The following is a 20,319-nucleotide window of genomic DNA, read 5'->3' as shown; positions in this document are numbered from 1 at the left end:
GCTTTTGTCAACGTTTTATATCTAAACAAATCATTTTCCCTGTCTATTTTTTATAGATTTTATTAAAAAATAAATTACAAAGGGTAACAAAAGAAATATGAAGCAACTCATTATTTTTAGTTTTAAATATAGTAGTCTTCAAATATATCATTAGCGTTTAATACTACCTTAGCACCTTCTTGGATACGTAATAAATTACCTTTTGTCATAGGATTAAACATAGATCCAGGTAAAACATAAACATTTCTATTTTGCTCTAATGCAAAATCTATCGTGATGTGACTGCCACTTTGTTCCTTAGCCTCAGTAATTAAAACCCCTTTTGACAAACCGCTGATAATTCTATTGCGCTCAGGAAATCTATATTTAGCAATTGGTGTATGTGGTGGATATTCGGATATAACTAAACCTTTTTCTTCTATTTTATTTCTTAATGCTAATGTACTTTTGGGATAATGTGTTTGATGGCCAAAGGCTAAAACTGCAATTGTAGGGAGATTGTATTTTAAAGCTATTTGATGTGCCATTGCATCAGCTCCTTGAGCAAGGCCGGAAACAATTGTTAAATATTTGCTTTTATCATTTGATAATAAAAATTCTAAAGACTGTTGGGTATAACTTGTAGAATCTCTTGCACCTACTACTGCCAAATGATGCATATTATTTATTAATTTGATGTTCCCTTTATAGAAAAGAAGTAATGGAAATTGATATATTTCTTTTAATAGCACTGGGTATTCAGAATCCATATATGTAATGTAACTTACTTTTAATTTCTGCAGTTCTTTAATAATATCGTTATGATCAAGTTTTATAAAAGCATAGTATTTACGTAATAAATGAACATTTTCTTCCCTATTCACCCATTCACATAAATAACTATCTTTTTTTCTTCCCTCCTCTTTAATTACATTAGGATATGCCATTAAAAATTGATGAATTTGTTTAGTCGAAAAGTGTGCCCAGTATAACTTAAGCAAAAATAGTTTAATCAATAAATCAACTCCTTTTTGTAATCATACAAAATCATATTCTATTTTTGTTTTACATTTCTAATACAAAAACATTGTCGATGTAATGTTATTTTAAGGAGTAAAAATACTGACTTAAAAAGTGAAAAGTATGTTGGAAAGAATTTAAAATTTCAATTTCCAACATACTTTATAATTAAACCTTATAAATAAGTTTTGCAAATTTATATAGAATTGGTCTTACTGGTTTGATGAAATCACCAATTAATTCTTCAACATGTGCATTAAAACCCTTTTTAAATTGTTGAACACCAAAATCATCCGCCTCATTACTAAAGACGCCTGTTATTCCATAAAAATTATACCTATTAATATTATGTGATTTTGCATATTTTATCATATGCCATTGTAGATGATATGCACCCATATACTGATTATATTTCGGATTTGATCCACTTGATAGATAATAAACTTCATCATCAGTACATATAAATAAAGCAGCAGCTAAATCCAAAACAGGTCCATCTTCAAATATTAGTTCTTCGGTTTTACTAATTCTATTATTAATACTAGATAATTGCATATTTAACTGATTTAATTTTGATTTATTTTTTTTAGAATTTGGATTTTCATTTAATGCTCTGTTCACAGTCATCATTTCATTTTCGATTTTCAATAATTGTATTTTTAATTTATCTTGATATTCATTAAGATTTATACAAGCTATCTTTAACATTGCCTTATCTTTATATATTTCTTGCATTCGTTTAAAATAATCTTCATTCATGAAATGAAAACCATGTTTTTCTTCAGCCATTTGAAACAATTTATAAAATCGATTTGTTTCTTCAATAGATAAATCTTCAACCTTAACACCAATCTCAATAGTCTTTTTTATATTTCTTCTAGTTTGGTATTCCATTTCTTTTAAAAGTTGATTCTCATCTTTATCTTTTAAATCCAATACAGAAATCCACCTAATTTGACTTTTATTTGAATATCCTGTTGTATAACCTTGATGGAGATACCCAATTTTCCCTAGCATCTTTACTATCACTGAATTATTATAATTCTTTATTATCCTACCATTTGCATCTCTTAAATTCTCTATTAAATATGGATCAACAAGAATAAATACTCCTCTATTTTTATAAATGAATTTAGATAATTCTTTAAAAAAGTAACAAACTAATTTAGCATCGAAATAATCAAGTAAAGGACCTCTATGAGAGTAGAAATATTTGTAGAATTTAAAAATTCGTGCCTCTGTTAATAAACATGCAGCTATAACTTCATTTTTATCATTCTTCACTCCCACAATATGTGCTTCATGATTTATTTTATTTCTATAATTATATAATTCTATAGACTGTGTATAATGTTTGAAGTGCTTTTTGGTGTAGTTGGTAAATTCTTCTTCACTTAAAGTTGAAAATTTCATATTTCAATGTCCTGCCTTCGATTTAAATTATGCTTTTTTAAATGGTCTAATAAAAATCATATCATTTTCATAATTATGAACAACTTTATGTGCAACCTCTGCTTTACGCCATCCACCATTATTCCAGTTTTGATCTAAACTTTGGAACTTCATTAATTTTCCATCATAATCACCATTTAAGACAATAGCTGTATGACCATATCCTCCACCAAATCTTCCGCTAAAAACCACTAAGTCCCCAGGTTCAGCTTTGAAAGTTGGTGTGTTGTGATAAATTTTAGCTTCACTATTAAAATTATTTGCATATGGTATATCTTTAGCTCCATATCCTTTTAATCCATGACCATAAAGATGATTCCAATATACATTAACTAAATCGAAACATTGCCATCCATAACTACCGTCGAAATCCCATCCTCTATTCTCTAATGTTTTCAAATAATTTAATGTACTGCTATTACTATTACTTTTATTATTTGAAGACACTGTTTTTGGTTTTGGTTCTACTAATGGTGTCATTGGCACTTTTAATTTTTGACCAATAAATATTAAATTAGGATTTGCTATATTATTTGTATTTTGAATATTTGAAACTGTAGTTTTGTATTTTAATGCTATAGCACTAAGTGTGTCTCCTTTTTTTACAGTATAGATTTGTGTTTTTGGAGCTTCTCTAAAACTGTAGTAACCAAAGTAATTATTAGTAACTTTATTCATTTTCTCCTGATTAGAATTTTGAGCTTCCAAGTTTGCAATTTTAATTTCTTTAGTAGGTTCATTGTTATTAACAACTAGATTGTTACCTTGGCTTGAGTTTTTCGGAGTATTTGAAATCTTTATATCTTGATTAATTTCATTTCCGTTTGAAATTGCTGATTTGTTGTCTAACTTTAAACTTGTGTCCGATGTTTTAACAGCACCTTCATTTTTTATTTTGTCTTTTGTCGTATTTTTATTAGCATTTAACTCTGATTTCGCGAATACATTTTGCTCATACCCTCTTGTAAAATCTTTAGATTTATCAATTTCATCTGCATATGCTTTGTTCGACATACCCAATGCCAAAAACATACCTATTGAAATTGACAAAATTCCAATACTAACTTTTCTAATTGAATAGCGTACTTTACTTTGTTGTTTATTCATGATGAAACACTCCTTACAATAATATATAAACATTATAACATAGCGTACTATATATTTTAATTAAAATTTACTTTGTTTTATAAAGCTATTGTAGGAGGTAAAATAATTAACTTGCCTTTCCCAAATATGAAAAGTGTACTAAAATTCATTGCATGACAAATAGCCCATTTCCGATACTTTTATAAAGTACGGAATGGGCTATAGCCATTTATATCATCTTTTAACTTTATTTATTAACAGTTAATAATGATTCATAAATACCTGCTTCTTTAGCAGCTTCAATTAATGTTGAACCAATTTCTGAAGGTGTTGCCGCTGTTTTCACACCACAACTATTTAATGTTTTAATTTTCTCTTCAGCAGTACCTTTACCACCTGAAATGATTGCACCAGCATGTCCCATACGTTTTCCAGGAGGTGCTGTTTGTCCACCGATAAAGCCTACAACTGGTTTTGTCATATTCGCTTTAATCCATTCAGCTGCTTCTTCTTCAGCTGTACCGCCGATTTCACCAATCATAACAACTGCTTTCGTTTCGTCATCTTCATTGAATGCTTTTAAAACATCAATAAAGTTTGTTCCGTTGACTGGGTCTCCACCAATACCAACAGCTGTAGTTTGACCAATACCTTCTTCAGTCAATTGGTGCACTGCTTCATATGTTAGTGTACCTGAACGTGATACTACACCAACATGACCTTTTTTGTGAATATAGCCAGGCATAATACCAATTTTACATTCATCTGCTGTAATCACACCTGGACAGTTTGGACCAACTAAACGTGTTTTTCTACCTTGTAAGTAGCGTTTAACTTTAACCATGTCTAATACAGGAATATGTTCAGTGATACAAATAACCATATCTAAGTCTGCATCAGCTGCTTCTAAAATTGAGTCTGCAGCAAATGGTGCTGGAACGTAAATGACTGAAACCGTTGCCCCGGTTTCATTTTTAGCTTCTTCAACAGTGTTGAAAACAGGAACGCCTTCAACAACTTGACCACCTTTACCAGGCGTCACACCTGCTACTATTTTCGTACCATAATCAAGCATTTGTTTTGTATGGAAAAGGGCAGTAGACCCTGTAATACCTTGTACCATTACTTTAGTATTCTTATCTATAAATACACTCATCTTAGTGCTCCCATCCTTTCCTTATGCTTCTTTGACTAGTTTAACAATTTTTTGTGCACCTTCAGCCATTGTTGCTGCTGGTTCAATTGCTAATCCTGAGTCTTTTAAGATTTTTTTACCTAACTCAACATTTGTACCTTCTAAGCGTACAACTAGTGGTAAAGTTAAATCTACTTCTTTTACAGCTTCAACGATACCTTCTGCGATAACATCACATTTCATAATGCCACCGAAAATATTTACAAAAATACCTTTAACATTTTCATCACCTAAAATGATTTTAAATGCTTCAGTTACTTTTTCTCTAGTAGCGCTTCCGCCTGCATCTAAGAAATTGGCTGGGTTTCCACCGAAATGATTAATCGTATCCATTGTTGCCATGGCTAAACCTGCACCATTAACCATACATCCGATGCCACCATCTAATGCAATGTATGATAAATCATGTTTAGACGCTTCAATCTCTTTCGGATCTTCTTCTTCTAAATCACGTAATTCTACAACATCTTTATGTCTGAATAATGCATTATCATCAAAATTAATTTTAGCATCTAATGCCAATACATCACCATCAGCTGTTGTAACTAATGGGTTGATTTCTACGATTGAACAATCTTTTTCAATGAATACATTATAAAGTGCTAATAAGAATTTAGCAGCTTTGTTAACAGATTCTTTAGGAATATTAATATTAAACGCAATTCGTCTTGCTTGGAATGGTGAAAGTCCGATTACTGGATCGATAGTTTCTTTGAAGATCTTTTCAGGAGTCTTCGAAGCAACTTCTTCAATCTCAGTGCCCCCTTCTTCAGACGCCATCAATGTTACTTGGTCAGTCGCACGATCAATAACGAATCCAACGTAATATTCTTTTTGAATAGCACAACCTTCTTCGATATATAAACGCTTAATTTCTTTACCTTCTGGACCAGTTTGATGTGTCACCAAAGTTTTCCCTAATAATTCTTTTGCATATGTTTCTACCTCAGATAAAGATTTAGCAATTTTTACTCCGCCTGCTTTACCTCTACCTCCAGCATGAATTTGTGCTTTTACAACATAAACATCAGAATTTAATTCTTTTGCTTTCTCCACCGCTTCTTCAGCAGTAAATGCTACTCGTCCTTCTGGAACTGCAACGCCCATTGAACGAAATATTTCTTTACCTTGATACTCGTGGATATTCATCTTCCATCCTCCTGTTACTTAGGTTAAGTTCCCTTACAATTATAAAAAATGTAAGCGCTATTGTAAACTTAAATGCTACTTTTTTATCATTTAATTGAATTTTACGATTTACAGTAACGATTTTATAGGTTCAAAGCTTTTTCTATGCTCTTTCATAATGCCAATATCATCGATTGCTAGTAAATGTTGTTTGGTACCATAACCCGCGTTTTTTTCAAAACCGTATTCAGGATAATCTTTAGATAACTGTGTCATATAATCATCACGAAAAACCTTCGCCATGATACTTGCAGCTGCAATGGACACACTTCTTGCATCACCCTTGATTAAAGATACTTGAGGCAGTGCATTATCAAGCGTCATCGCGTCTATCAATAAATGCGTTGGTTGTACTGATAATCCATCAATAGCTCGCTGCATGGCGATTTGAGTAGCTTTATAAATATTAAATTCATCTATTTCTTCAGCTGTCGCGATACCATATGCAAAAGCAGTAACTTCATTTTTTAGTGCTTCATTTAATTCTAGACGTTTCGTAACAGGTACTTTTTTCGAGTCATCAAGGCCCAAATAATTGTGATTTGAATTTAAAATTGTTGCGCATGCAACGACTGGACCTGCTAAAGGTCCTCTTCCAACTTCATCAATACCACAAATAATAGCATTAGGATGCTCTTTTAATATTTCATTTTCAAAGTAAGTCATTTCAACATACTTTTCTTTTAAAGCTTGTTCTTTTTCTAACGCTTTTCTGCGCCTAGTAATTGCCGTTTGAACACCTTTTCGCTCATCTAAAAAGCATTCATGATTTTCTAATTCTTCTATTGTATTAACCGCATTAATCAACTGCGTAACTTCTTTAATTGTTAGCGTCATTTGCTAATTCCTCAGTCATATCTTTAAAAATATCAAAACAATAATTTCCTATTTTAGCATTTCGAATATCATAAATAATCAGTTCAATGACTGCTTCGTAATCAATTTCATTACCACGTCGAATTAAGCCACGTTTTTTCCCTATCGCATCAAACCACGCTAAAATTTCTGCATATTCTGGAACGTCAATTTTATAATGTGCTTTTAAGCGTTCAATGTCATGTTGAATTAAAAAGTTCAATCCATATATAGCTACTTCATCTAAGTGCACAATGCTATCTTTTATCGCACCAGTTAAACTCAACTTCTTACCGACTTCTTCATCTTCAAATTTAGGCCAAAGTATCCCTGGTGTGTCTAATAGTTGTAATGCATTACCAACTTTAATCCATTGTTGTTGTTTGGTCACACCTGGTTTATTACCAGTCTGTGCAATACTACGCTTTGCCAGTTTATTTATTAATGTGGATTTACCAACATTTGGAATTCCAACAATCATCGCTCTTATCGCTCTAGGTTTAAGTCCTTTCGCTTTTTCGCGTTCAAATTTTTCAGCAGTCGCCTTAATTGCTGCAGCTTCCACTTTCTTTAAATTTTTACCGTGCTTAGCATCCACTGATACAGGATAGTATCCTTTATCAATAAAAAATTGTTCCCATTTTGACATCTCATTTAAATTAGACATATCTTTTTTATTTAATATAACAACACGTGGTTTTTGGTTAATAACTTCATCTATCATAGGGTTTCTTGAACTATATGGAATTCTTGCATCTACTAGTTCAAACACTACATCTACTTTTTTTAATTGTTCACTTACTTCTCTTTTGGCTTTCGCCATATGTCCTGGATACCATTGAATAACCATTCAATTCACCTTACTTTCGTCAATTCTTTTCTCATTATTAAAATCTATAACTTGTTAATTATAGAACAAATTCATTAATTCAACTATATTTATTTTAACATTGTCACACTTGTTAACAATGCTTTAGATTTAGGTATAAGTGATTATTTCAAGTTTTCTACAATTAAAAATTTTCATTTAATAAATCTAAGCTGCTTATTAAGTGACATTCATCTTTATCAGTATGACATTTTTATTATTCAATATATTTGTTTAATGATAAACTGAAAATGATCCAAAGTTTAAGTAACTATGATAAGGTATCTGTTCCACAGTCATCTTCGTCTTTACCTATCAAGAACCTCATTAACTTTAGTTTCAGTTAAACTTAATTTTAAATTTGAAAGTTGAGGATAATGTTGTGTTAAAAAAGTGGCTAAATTCAAACGTCAAACAATTCTTTGTTATAACTTTCATTAGTGTAATATTAACGCTTATTTTATTTTCTACTCATATCTATGATTATATTGTGAATGGTACTGTTTTTAGTGGGGCTGGAGATGGATTCCGTCAAATGATGCCATTTCAAATGTATTTGTATGAACATCTAAGTAGTTTTTCTAGTTTATATGATGCATCGTTTGGATTAGGTGGCGATTATATGAAAGGACTATCATATTATTATTCGCTGTCACCTTTAATGTGGCTAAATTTTCTATTCATTAAAATAGGAGAAACGGTTGGTATATTTAATCCGACAACAATACATTTTTGGCCGACAAACCAACTTATTATGGCTATGATACGAGCTATCATAACATTTGTCGTGACCTTCTACTTATTTAAAATATTACACTTTAAACGCTCAACAAATATGATCGCTACGATTTTATACGGCATGTCAACTGTCGTTATATACTTTAATTTTACTTGGTCATTTTATGGAAATTTATTATATTTATTACCATTATCGATTCTTGGTTTGGAAAGATATTTTCAACAACGCAAAATCGGTATTTTCATTGTTGCGATAGCCTTAACACTATTTAGCAATTTTTATTTCAGTTATTATCAAGCTATTATTATAGGTTGCTACTATTTATATCGACTCATTTTCACTTACAAATATGACATTGTCTCTAGAACACAAAAATTAATTTGCGTCATATCTGCTACAGTTTTGAGTGTGTTATCAAGTGTATTTGGTTTATTCACTGGCATTTCTGCGTTTTTGGAAAATGACAGAAAGCAAAATCCCAATGTTGATATACCGTTTTTGACACCACTTGATTATCATTATTTTTTCTTTAGCGATGGATTTTATATTACGATTTCAATTCTTACTATCGTTGCATTATTGTCATTCAAACTGTATCGTTTTTACTTTTATAGACTTTTCGCAATAGTAACATGGATATTATTTATAGGTTCATTATCACAGTATTTCGACAGTGCTTTTAATGGTTTTTCATTTCCAGAAAGGCGTTGGGTGTATATCTTAGCACTATCATCAAGTGCTCTTTGCGGATTGTTTATTCAACATTTATCAACATTAAATATGAAATATTATTTAATCAGAACAATACCAGTAAGCATCATCGCATTACTTTATGTATTACCATCACCGACACACCCACTTGCACTTATAGTAGGTATTATCCTGCTAATGGTGCTTGCCGTTATTTTAAAATTTAGTTTATGGCGTTATAAAAAATTAACCGTTGCAATATTAGTATTAATCGTTATGATTCAACAAATCGCCATTTTAGATAACAACAAAAATATGGCAATCAAACCTTATCAACAATCAATATCAACGTTGAAACAACATGATTATCATAGTAACTATGTAAACCAGCTAATAAAAAAGATAAATCAAAATGCAACAGGCCCATTTAATCGCATTGATTATATGTCAGACTATGCATTAAATTCACCATTTATATATCATTATAATGGCATTTCATTATATTCTAGTATTTTTAATGGAGACATTTTAAAATATTATGACAAGACACTCCAAATTAATATGCCAATCGATAAAAACAGCACTTATAGATTACTTGGCAATCGTCAAAATTTACTATCGCTTTGGAATGTGAATGATCGAATTAGAGTAAATCATGATGACAACTTACCATATGGATTTAAAATTAACTCTGAACACAAAGACAATAAAGTTCGTTGGATTCATTCTAAAAATACCATCCATTATCCAAGTGCACATATTACAAATAAGGTCTTTTCCAATAAAGAATTAAAATCTCCATTAGATAAAGAACAAGCAATGTTGCAAGGGATTGTTTCTAACAATACTAAAGATGTTAATACACATTTTAAAGCCAATAAAAATTTACTATCAGATTCAACAATTAAATTAAATAGTGCAGCCTGGCAATCTCCTACAAAACATTTATTACAAGTTAAACAAAATAATGGTGGTCTAACTGTACAGTTGCCAAAATCAGTTTCTAATCAATTTAAAGATTTGTATTTTGAAATGGATTTAGAATTACTTTCGCCGGATAAAGCTCATGATGTTAAAGTGAATGAATATACACAAGAAAGAAATAAACTCACTTATAAATATCGACGCTTTGTAACACCCGTAACAATACGCATTAAAGCTTCAGATAGGATTAGATTATCATTGCCTAAAGGTAAGTATCGTGTAAATTTAAAAGGGATATACGGCGAAGATTATACCACGCTTAAAGACGCTTCAAATTCATTAGAGGCTGTCAAAGTTAGTAAGACAAAGCAAGGTTATACTATTACTAAAAATAAAAATTCATCTGGGTATATTGTTTTGCCAACAGCATATAATCAAGGTATGAAAGCGACATCAGGTGATCAAAGTCTTAAAGTTGAACAAGTAAATGGTATTATGACCGGCATTAAAGCACCTAAAAATATAACAAAGATTCAATTGAGCTATACCCCACCATACTATTATTTACTTATAACAATTACTATATTCGGCATTATATGTAGTATTATTTTCACGAGATGGGCAAGACAAAAATAATGTTGCTACGCATATATTTAATGGGAGTGGGACAGAAATGATATTTTCGCAAAATTTATTTCGTCGTCCCACCCCAACTTGCACATTATTGTAAGCTGACTTTCCCCAGCTTCTATGTTGGGGCCCCGCCAACTTGCACATTATTGTAAGCTGACTTTTCGTCAGCTTCTGTGTTGGGGCCCCTGACTAGAATTGAAAAAGGCTTGTTACAAGTGCATTTTCGTTCAGTCAACTACTGCCAATATAACTTCGTAGAGCATAGAACATTGATTTATGTCCCAGCCTTTTGTTTATATAACCATTTTGAGCAAACACGTTATGAATAGAAAAGGAATAAACATTTACATTAACTAAACAGCAAAAAAAGCCATCTATATCACTCCATAAAAGTGACCTAGATGGCTTTATTGTTTGAGTCGAATTTGACTCATACATAGCTTTGTTTAAATGCTGATTAACGAATTTCTTGGATTCTAGCAGCTTTACCACGTAAACTACGTAAGTAATATAATTTAGCACGACGTACTTTACCACGACGTTTAACTTCGATTTTTTCAATTTTTGGTGTGTGTAATGGGAATGTACGTTCCACGCCAACACCTGATGAAATTTTACGAACTGTAAACGTTTCAGAAACGCCACCGCCACGACGTTTAATTACAACGCCTTCGAATACTTGGATACGCTCACGAGTACCCTCAATGATACGTACGTGTACACGTAAAGTATCACCAGGACGGAAACTTGGTAAGTCTGTACGTAATTGTGATTTAGTTACTGCTTCGATTAATTTGTGATTTGTCATTATAAATTCTCCTCTTCAACCTATGTTCTTGCCTCGACAAATATATAGCAGCGGATCATAGTGATTTTTGTGTTTCCACACTCAGATTATGTTAGCACAATACTAACCTTTTTTCAATCCTATTTTATATCTTTCTAATATTTGCTTATCTGCATTAGTTAATGGATATTTTTCAATTAAGTCAGGTCTTTTATTATATGTGCGGATCAACTTTTGCTCATGTCTCCATGCATCAATATTGGCATGATTTCCAGACAATAAAACATCTGGAACTGTTAGACCCTTAAATTCACGCGGACGTGTATATTGCGGAAACTCTAATAATCCATCTGAAAATGAATCGTCTTGATGTGACTGTTCATTACCTAAAACACCTGGAATCAGTCTAACAATGGCATCAGTCATGGTCATCGCTGGCAATTCTCCACCTGTTAAAACATAGTCACCCATTGATATTTCATCTGTGACAAGATGTGTTCGGATACGTTCATCGTAACCTTCATAATGTCCACATATGAAAACGATGTGGTCAGCCTTGCTTAATTCAACAGCTTTCTGATGTGAAAATGGCTCGCCTTGTGGACACATTAAAATAACGCGTGTTTGTTCTGTGACATCTAAGTCTTCCATCGCATTAAAAACAGGTTCAGGCTTTAACACCATACCTTGTCCGCCACCATACGGATAATCATCTACTTGGTTGTGCTTGTTAATTGCATAATCTCTAAAATTAACCGTATTGATTTGTAATTTATTGTTTTCTTGGGCACGTTTCATAATTGAATGATTTAAAACACCATCAAACATTTCAGGAAATAAAGTTAAATAATCAATTTTCATTAATCCAACAATCCTTCCATTGGCGTGATGATAATTTTTTTATTTTCAACATCCACTTCTTTTACAACATCAGCAATATAAGGAATCAAATATTCTTTAGATCCTTTAATCACCCACACATCATTCGCACCTGTTTCAAATATATTAATTACACGACCTATTGGTGTTTCTTGATCATCAAAAACTGTACATCCTATAATATCTGAATAATAAAATTCATTTTCCTCAAGTACGATATCTTCATGATCACGTTCTTGATAAATAGAACTCCCTTTTAGATGCTCAATATCATTAATATTATTAATACCTTCAAATGTGAGCATATGAAGCCCTTTATGCACTCTATGTGACTTAACAGTATATTCAAGGTCGTTATTGTTATGCACAACTGTCAGCACTTGACCGGGTTGAAAACGAACGTCTGTAAAGTCTGAATTGGATTTTACTTTAATTTCACCTTTAATACCATGTGTGTTAACAATTTGACCAACTTCAACTCTCATTCTATTACCTCCAACTCTATGCTTTGAACACTTCTATTTTAATTGAAAATAATTCAAAGAAAAAGGGCACCATTATGGTACCCAATACGTTCTATATTACTAACATGTGATATTCCCAACGTATCATTGAGTAATAACTGTCAGTGTAAACGAGTTATTCTTATTGTTAGAACAATTTTACGCTAAATTACTTAGCTTTCTTTTGTTCGTCAAATTTTTTCATAATACCTTCTTTTGATAAGATATTGTGAACTGTATCAGTTGGTTTCGCACCATCATTTAACCATTTTAAAGCTAACGCTTCGTCAACTTTAATTTCTGGAGCATTAGCGCTCGTTGGGTTATAAGTACCGATTTGTTCGATGATACGTCCGTCACGTGGAGAACGAGCATCTGCTACTACGATACGATAGAATGGATTTCTTTTTGAACCTAAACGTGTTAAACGAATTTTAACTGCCATTTATAAAATCTCCTTTAAGTCATGTTTTAATTTTTATTTTCTACAAGAAATAATATTAACAGGTGTATGAATGTTTGTAAAGAGTTTTTTCTTTACCAGGAAAATTATTGAACCTTTTTCTTACAATAATAACTATGTGATTACTAAATTAGACTGTTAATAGGTTATAAAAATTCATAGTAAATTTCACCACCTACGTGTTAAGTTAATTTATCTCGTAAGGACATGAATGGTACCACTTCTAACGCACATGTTCCACCAATATAACTTATTAATATTAGCAACAATAACCTCATGTTCTAGCAAATCCGCAATTTCAGTTTTTAATTATTATTGTGTATCTAAAAATATGCACCCCATAAAGTTATATTCTTTAGTATAACTTTCGGGATGCACATCTCATTGCAACAAAAATCAGCGTGTTATATTAAACATTAAAACGGTAAATTCATACCTTTTAACATATTTTGCATTTGATTGCGTTTACCTTTTTTACCTTTACCGCCACCAGTGAATTGTTTCATCATTTTCTTCATATCGTTAAATTGTTTCATCAAACGATTGACTTCTTGTAATGAACGACCAGACCCTTTAGCAATACGCTTTTTACGTGATACATTCAATGTGTCTGGATTGTTTCTTTCAGCCGGCGTCATTGACTGGATAATCGCTTTAATATGATCAATTTGCTTTTCACTCATATTAAGCTTATCTAGCCCTTTCATTTTATTCATACCTGGAATCATTTTCATAATATCATCCAGTGGTCCTAGATTTTTCACCTGATCAAGTTGTTCTAAAAAATCATCTAAAGTAAACGATGACTCACGCATCTTTTTCTCTAAATCTTTTGCTTTTTCTTGATCCACATCTTGTTGCGCTTTTTCAATTAAACTTAACACATCACCCATACCTAAAATACGTGATGCCATACGTTCAGGATGGAATAGCTCTAAACCATCTAACTTTTCACTCATACCAACAAATTTAATTGGTTTTTGTGTCACCGAACGAATAGATAAAGCTGCACCACCACGTGTATCACCATCTAATTTAGTTAAGGTAACACCTGTGACATCAAGTTGATCGTCAAAAGATTCTGCAACATTGACAGCATCTTGACCCGTCATTGAATCGACAACTAACATAATTTCGTTTGGTTTAGCAATGTCTTTTACTTCTTTTAATTCGTTCATCAATGCTTCATCGATGTGTAATCGACCTGCTGTATCAATGATTACAAAGTCTAAATGTTCTTCTTTAGCATGTTTTAATGCATTAGTTACAATTTGTTGTGGCTTTACTTGATCTCCTTCACTGTATACAGGAATATCAATTTGTTTCCCTACTGTTTGTAATTGATTTATCGCTGCTGGACGATAAATATCTGCTGCAACTAACATAGGTTTTTTGTTGTATTTTTTACGCATCAATAATGCTAATTTACCTGCAGTTGTTGTTTTACCAGCACCTTGTAAACCAACCATCATAACAACAGTAGGTGGTTTATTTGACATATTAATCGACGTATTTTCTCCACCCATCAACTGCGTTAATTCATCTTGAACTATTTTAATAACTTGTTGCCCTGGTGTTAATGATTGCATTACATCGGAACCTAATGCGCGTTCTGATACTGTTTTAATAAATTCTTTTACCACTTTAAAGTTTACGTCAGCCTCAAGTAACGCTAATCTTACTTCACGCATCATTATCTTTATATCAGCTTCAGTAAGTTTACCCTTACCACGCATTTTTTGCATCGTCGCTTGCAGGCGTTCTGATAAGCCTTCAAATGCCATATCGATGTCCTCCCTCAATTTATATCTATTCTAAGTCTTCTAATTGTTGAATATAACGTTGTATTTGTTCTGGATTACTTAAATGTTGTTTCATTTCATCATATATTTCTCGGCGTTGCTCAAATTTCTGGTATAATTCCAATTTCTTTTCATAATCTTCAACTAAATCGCCAGTTCTTCTTATATTATCATAAACTGCTTGTCTACTCACATTAAAAGTATCTGCGATTTCACTTAAAGAATAATCTTCGAGATAAAATAATTCCAAATAATTACGTTGTTTATTCGTCAATAAGGATTGATAAAAATCAAACAAATAATTCATTCGTAACGTTTTAACTAAATCATTTTGACCCATGATTATCGTCCTTTTCTTCTGTTACAATTTGATCATTTTCAACTGTTGTTATTTCTTCATTTTGTTCAATCATATCAGCGAATAAGCCGTAGACATAACTTTCAGGGTTAAATGGTTGTAAGTCATCTAATTGCTCACCTAAACCTACATATTTAACTGGAATGTGCAATTCATTACGAATGGCTAATACGATACCACCTTTGGCTGTACCATCTAATTTCGTTAATACAATACCTGTAACATTTGTTACTTCTTTAAAGTTTCTAGCTTGTGACAACGCATTCTGACCAGTTGTAGCATCTAAACATAGTAATGCTTCATGAGGCGCATCTGGCACTGCTCGATTAATTACACGCTTAACTTTTTCTAATTCTTGCATTAGATTTGTTTTATTTTGTAAACGTCCAGCGGTATCACAGATTAAAATATCAACACCTTTGTTTTTAGCGGCATTAATCGCATCATACATAACAGCAGCTGGATCAGAACCTTCACTTTGGCTAATTACGTCTACACCAACACGTTCGCCCCAAACTTTCAATTGATCAATAGCACCCGCTCTAAAAGTATCGCCCGCAGCTAACATTACTTTTTTACCTTCCATTTTATATCGGTAAGCTAATTTTCCAATTGTTGTTGTTTTACCAACACCATTCACACCGACCATTAAAATGACATTCAAACGACCATCTTCTAAGTTCATAGCTTCTGAATTATCATCTTCTTGATGGTAAATCTCTACGATTTTTTCAACAATGACTTCACGCAAATCTTCAGTATCTTGAATATTACGTCGTTGTGCTTCCATACGTAATTCTTCAGTTAACGTCATCACTGTATTAAAACCGACGTCTGCAGTGATTAACATTTCTTCTAAAGCTTCAAAAAAGTCTTCATCTACTTTACGATATCTCGCTATCAAATTATTTAATTGTTCTTGGAAATTTTGACGAGATTTTTCGAGTCCTGCTTTAAATTTAGCCCCCATTTTTTGAGCTTCAATTTCTTCAAAATCTTCAATTGATATTAAGCCATCGTCATCAAAATCCGCTTCACTCAACTTGCGTGGCTTCTTTTTCACTTCAGCATTTTCTGCTAAATCATTTACGTCCTGCGTTGAACCTTCAGAATGTGTATCTTCTAATTTGTCTTGACCTTGTTCTTCTGTTAAGGATTTAACTTCTTCATTTTCTTTATTTGTTGCAAACTTATCTTTTAAGCGTTTAAAAAAGCTCATTATTGCTCCTCCTTCAACACATCATCTATTGTATTTAAATTCACACTCACAAGTTTAGTAACACCTGATTCTTGCATTGTTACACCGTATAACCTATCTGCAAATTCCATTGTTCCTTTACGGTGTGTAATAACAATGAATTGTGTTTCGTCTGATAACTCATTTAAATATTTTGCGTATCTAATAACATTTGCTTCATCTAGTGCAGCTTCAACCTCATCTAATATAACAAAAGGTGCAGATCTTACTTTTAAAATTGCAAATAGTAAAGCAATAGCAGTTAATGCACGCTCACCACCACTCAGTAACGATAAATGTTGCAACTTTTTACCCGGTGGTTGTACCACAATATCAATACCAGCTGTTAAATAATCGGCTTCAGTTAATTGCAATTCTGCATCGCCTCCACCAAACAATTGTTTGAACACAGCTGTAAAATGTCCTTGAATAGCATGGAAAGTTTCTTTAAATCTTTCAGTAACCTCTTGATCCATTTCACTTATAATTTGCTCTAATGTTTCTTTAGCTTTACGAAGATCTGTACGTTGTTCACTTAAAAATGTATAACGTTCATTTAACTCTTCAAATTGTTCAATTGCATTTAAGTTTACAGGACCTAGTTCATCAATCGACATCTTCATTAACTTAACTTTTTTACGTAATGCGTCAATCGATTCATCACTCGTATATTCAGATTTCGCACGTTCAACAGTCAATTGATATTCATCATTTAAATGATCTATCGCATGATGAATTAATACATCTAGCTTTGATTGTTCAGCTTTAATATCTTGGTAGTGATTTTCGATAGCTAAAATATCTTGGTGACAAACTTGTAGTGTAGCTTCTTGCGCATCGATTTGTTCATTCAACTCAATACGTTGTTGTTTCAATTTATCTAATTCATCAGATAAGCGTGTTCTCGTTTCTTGTTGACCATTAATTTGATCTTTAATATTTTGAAAAGCTTGCTCGCCCATCACTTCATCCGAATTAAAGAATGCTATTTTTTCTTTAACATCATTTAATTGATGTTTGGTTTGTTGACTTTGATTATTTAATCGATCTATTGTCTGTTGTTGTGTTTTAATACGCTCTTTAACCACAGCAAGATCAGATTGTTTCTGATGTAACGTTTGTTGTGTTTTAGTTACGCTTTCCTTACCTTCTTTAGAAAGTTTTGTGTAGCGTTCAATTTCATCTTCTAGTCGTTTTAAAGATGCTTTAATACTTTCTAAATGAGTTTCTTTTTCACTCAAAGTTTGTCGACTTTTGTCACTCGTATAACCATCATTTTTTTCAAATTCGAATTCTTCATGATCATTTTTTATTTGTGTTTCTTGTGTAGTTAATCTATCGAGCTCCATTTCAAAATGATGCACTTGCTCTTTAAGTGTATTATGCTTTTGACTTTTTTCAAAATACAGTTCACTTAATTGATCACTTTTTATCTTCAACTCTTTAAATTGTTGTTCAAATGATTCTGTTTGACGCAAGTAATCTTCTAATTGGTGTCTCATTGTTGTCAACTCGTCTTTTTGAGACAGAATACTTTTTGACTTACGAGCGCCACCACCAGTCATAGAACCACCAGGATTTACAATATCACCTTCCAAAGTAACAATACGAGTTCGATATTTAATCGCACGTGCCAATTCATTTGCATGCTTTAAATGATCAACGATAATCGTATTACCTAATAAATTCCCGATAATATTTTGATATTCTGGTGCTACTTTAACTGCTTCCGAAGCAATACTAATAAATCCGTTTGCCTCTTTAGCAATAGATTTAATATCAGTCGCTACCACTCTACTCTGTATAACATTTAATGGTAAAAACGTCGCACGACCTAAATTACGTTCTTTTAAAAATTGAATAGCCTGGCGTCCATCTTTTTCTGAATCTACAATGACATGTTGTAATGAAGCACCTAATGCTGTTTCAATTGCCTGAGTTAATTTAGATGGCACATCAATAATTTCCGCAACTGCACCATGAATACCCTTTAATTCTTTATTTTTAGCTTTCAAAATATGTTTGACGCCATTGAAAAAATAAGTATATTCTTCCTCTTGCGTTGCCAAACTATCAATACGTGTTTTCATTTTTTCGGTATATCGATATGCTTGATACAATTTCTCTTCGTATTCATTTTGTGCTTTTTTTGTATCAGTGAGGTCTTTTTCTATATTTTTAATTTCTTTATCTACAGCAGAAAGTTCTTTGTTGGTCTGTTGATATTCTTTTTTTGTCGTTTTTATTTGACCCTGAATATCTTTCAATTGCTCAAAAACTTCAACTAATCGAGAATCTAGTCTTGATTTTTTAGCCTCATTCTCTTCTATAGTATGCTTTAAAAAACGAATATCATTGTTAACATCTGATTGCTCTGACATTAATGTATAGTATTCGTTTTTAATTTCTTCCAATTTTTCATCATGTGCTTCGTCTGAAACATATAGTTGTTCTTCAAGTTCACGAATGACAGCATTGAGTTCTTTTTGTTTACTTTTCAGAGACTTATAAGTATCTTGAGCTTCAGAAATCTCATTTGATATATTTTCTAAAAGCTCCATTAAATTTTCTTGTTCTTCTTCATATCGTGCATTTGTTTCAGATTGATTTTTCTTACGTTCTTCTAAAACATTTAATTGTCCCGTATATTTTTCAAAGGCTTCCGTAGCTTTTACTAATTGATAATTAAGCGATTCAACATCATTATCAAGTTGATGACGTTTACCTTTATATTGTTGAATTTGTTGGCTTAAACGTTGCTTGTCAGCTTCTTTATTTGCTTGTTGGCCTTGTAAATCATTTAAACGTTGATCTAATTGTCTATTGTCATTTGTATATTGATCAATATCGTGCACTGTAACTACAATGTCACTATGTTTCATTTGATGTGAAAGTGTCTTATATTCTTTAGCTATAGCTGCCTCCTCTTTTAGAGGTTCTACGCGACCTTCCAAATCATATAAAATGTCTTCTACTCTCGTTAAATTATCTTCTGTTTGGTCAAGTTTATTTAATGATTCAGCCTTACGTTTTTTATATTTAAGTACACCAGCCGATTCTTCAATAATTTGACGTCTATCAATTGGTTTAGCATTTAGTATTTCATCAACTCTACCTTGCGAGATAATGCTATACGCTTCTTTTCCCAATCCAGAATCTAAAAATAAATCGGCAATATCTTTTAATCTTGCACGGTCATTATTTATGTAGTACTCACTTTCACCACTTCGATACAATCTTCTTGTTACAATAACTTCGTTTTCATCAACACTGAGCTTTTTAGAATGATTATCTAATCTTAACTGTACTTCAGCATAATTTTGAGCTTTGCGATGTTCTGCACCTGAGAAGATAATATCTTCCATTTTTGAGCCACGTAATGATTTAGCCGATTGTTCACCCAACACCCATTTAATAGCATCTGTAATATTACTTTTACCGCTTCCATTTGGACCAACAATTGCAGTTACACCTTTATCGAATTGAACATTGGTTTGATCTGCAAAAGACTTAAATCCAATGGCATCTATTGATTTTAAATAAACCATCCTAAACTCCTTATCACAATTTTAAAGAACACATGTATACGATATTTTAGTATTTGTATATTAAATTTCGAAGTTGTTCCATAAAATATTAAAAATTCTTCCTTAAATCCTAA

Annotated in this window: 16 protein-coding genes; 1 reads left to right on the top strand and 15 read right to left on the bottom strand. The window is 32.0% G+C overall.

Features of this window, described 5'->3' with window-relative positions:
* Positions 1-122: 122 nt before the first annotated feature.
* The 7 genes from dprA to ylqF form a co-directional block, all read right to left on the bottom strand.
* Positions 123-995: a DNA-processing protein DprA gene (gene dprA, locus IDG64_RS09695; RefSeq protein WP_000593192.1), complete on the bottom strand. Its 873-nt coding sequence runs from the start codon at positions 993-995 to the stop codon at positions 123-125.
* A 172-nt stretch (positions 996-1,167) separates the two neighbouring features.
* On the bottom strand, positions 1,168-2,412 hold the full coding sequence (gene fmhC, locus IDG64_RS09690; protein ID WP_000672867.1) for a FemA/FemB family glycyltransferase FmhC: 1,245 nt from the start codon (positions 2,410-2,412) through the stop codon (positions 1,168-1,170).
* Positions 2,413-2,439: 27 nt separating this feature from the next.
* Complete coding sequence (locus IDG64_RS09685; RefSeq protein WP_001041668.1) at positions 2,440-3,558, bottom strand: LysM peptidoglycan-binding domain-containing protein; 1,119 nt, start codon at positions 3,556-3,558, stop codon at positions 2,440-2,442.
* Between the two features lie 226 nt (positions 3,559-3,784).
* On the bottom strand, positions 3,785-4,693 hold the full coding sequence (gene sucD / locus IDG64_RS09680; RefSeq protein WP_000110253.1) for a succinate--CoA ligase subunit alpha: 909 nt from the start codon (positions 4,691-4,693) through the stop codon (positions 3,785-3,787).
* A 21-nt stretch (positions 4,694-4,714) separates the two neighbouring features.
* Positions 4,715-5,881 (bottom strand): ADP-forming succinate--CoA ligase subunit beta, encoded by a 1,167-nt coding sequence (gene sucC, locus IDG64_RS09675; RefSeq protein ID WP_001020803.1) that lies wholly within the window; start codon positions 5,879-5,881, stop codon positions 4,715-4,717.
* A gap of 108 nt (positions 5,882-5,989) precedes the next feature.
* Positions 5,990-6,757 (bottom strand): ribonuclease HII, encoded by a 768-nt coding sequence (locus tag IDG64_RS09670; protein ID WP_000176405.1) that lies wholly within the window; start codon positions 6,755-6,757, stop codon positions 5,990-5,992.
* Positions 6,741-7,625 carry a ribosome biogenesis GTPase YlqF gene (ylqF, locus tag IDG64_RS09665; protein ID WP_000236712.1) on the bottom strand — a complete coding sequence of 295 codons (885 nt, stop codon included), beginning with the start codon at positions 7,623-7,625 and terminating at the stop codon, positions 6,741-6,743. The genes IDG64_RS09670 and ylqF overlap by 17 nt, the downstream gene beginning before the upstream one ends.
* 400 nt (positions 7,626-8,025) lie before the next feature.
* On the opposite strand from ylqF, the gene yfhO reads away from it, so the two are divergent.
* The gene (yfhO, locus tag IDG64_RS09660) at positions 8,026-10,632 is read left to right on the top strand and encodes a lipoteichoic acid-specific glycosyltransferase YfhO (RefSeq protein ID WP_000915242.1); all 2,607 of its coding nucleotides are present in this window, start codon (positions 8,026-8,028) and stop codon (positions 10,630-10,632) included.
* A 454-nt stretch (positions 10,633-11,086) separates the two neighbouring features.
* Here yfhO and rplS read toward each other — a convergent pair whose 3' ends face one another.
* From rplS to smc, 8 genes are all read right to left on the bottom strand, one after another.
* A complete protein-coding gene (rplS, locus tag IDG64_RS09655) occupies positions 11,087-11,437 on the bottom strand; it encodes a 50S ribosomal protein L19 (RefSeq protein ID WP_000181404.1) in 351 nt (116 codons plus the stop codon).
* A 102-nt stretch (positions 11,438-11,539) separates the two neighbouring features.
* Positions 11,540-12,277: a tRNA (guanosine(37)-N1)-methyltransferase TrmD gene (gene trmD / locus IDG64_RS09650; protein ID WP_000687328.1), complete on the bottom strand. Its 738-nt coding sequence runs from the start codon at positions 12,275-12,277 to the stop codon at positions 11,540-11,542.
* Entirely contained in the window at positions 12,277-12,780 is a 504-nt protein-coding gene (gene rimM, locus IDG64_RS09645; RefSeq protein ID WP_001261987.1) for a ribosome maturation factor RimM, read from the bottom strand. Before rimM ends, trmD begins: the two co-directional genes overlap by 1 nt.
* Before the next feature lie 187 nt (positions 12,781-12,967).
* Entirely contained in the window at positions 12,968-13,243 is a 276-nt protein-coding gene (gene rpsP, locus IDG64_RS09640; protein ID WP_000268754.1) for a 30S ribosomal protein S16, read from the bottom strand.
* 434 nt (positions 13,244-13,677) lie between these two features.
* The gene (ffh, locus tag IDG64_RS09635) at positions 13,678-15,045 is read right to left on the bottom strand and encodes a signal recognition particle protein (RefSeq protein ID WP_000863479.1); all 1,368 of its coding nucleotides are present in this window, start codon (positions 15,043-15,045) and stop codon (positions 13,678-13,680) included.
* A gap of 25 nt (positions 15,046-15,070) precedes the next feature.
* Positions 15,071-15,403: a putative DNA-binding protein gene (locus tag IDG64_RS09630; RefSeq protein ID WP_000531320.1), complete on the bottom strand. Its 333-nt coding sequence runs from the start codon at positions 15,401-15,403 to the stop codon at positions 15,071-15,073.
* Positions 15,390-16,640, bottom strand: coding sequence for a signal recognition particle-docking protein FtsY (gene ftsY / locus IDG64_RS09625; RefSeq protein WP_000007687.1), 1,251 nt, complete (start codon positions 16,638-16,640; stop codon positions 15,390-15,392). The genes IDG64_RS09630 and ftsY overlap by 14 nt, the downstream gene beginning before the upstream one ends.
* Positions 16,640-20,206, bottom strand: coding sequence for a chromosome segregation protein SMC (gene smc, locus IDG64_RS09620; protein ID WP_000262700.1), 3,567 nt, complete (start codon positions 20,204-20,206; stop codon positions 16,640-16,642). The genes ftsY and smc overlap by 1 nt, the downstream gene beginning before the upstream one ends.
* Positions 20,207-20,319: the final 113 nt, after the last annotated feature.

Source organism: Staphylococcus sp. EG-SA-15, assembly GCF_017151895.1.
Taxonomy (GTDB): Bacteria; Bacillota; Bacilli; order Staphylococcales; family Staphylococcaceae; genus Staphylococcus; species Staphylococcus aureus.
The sequence above is the reverse complement of the archived record's forward strand: the minus strand, read 5'-3'. Positions and strand labels throughout refer to the sequence as shown.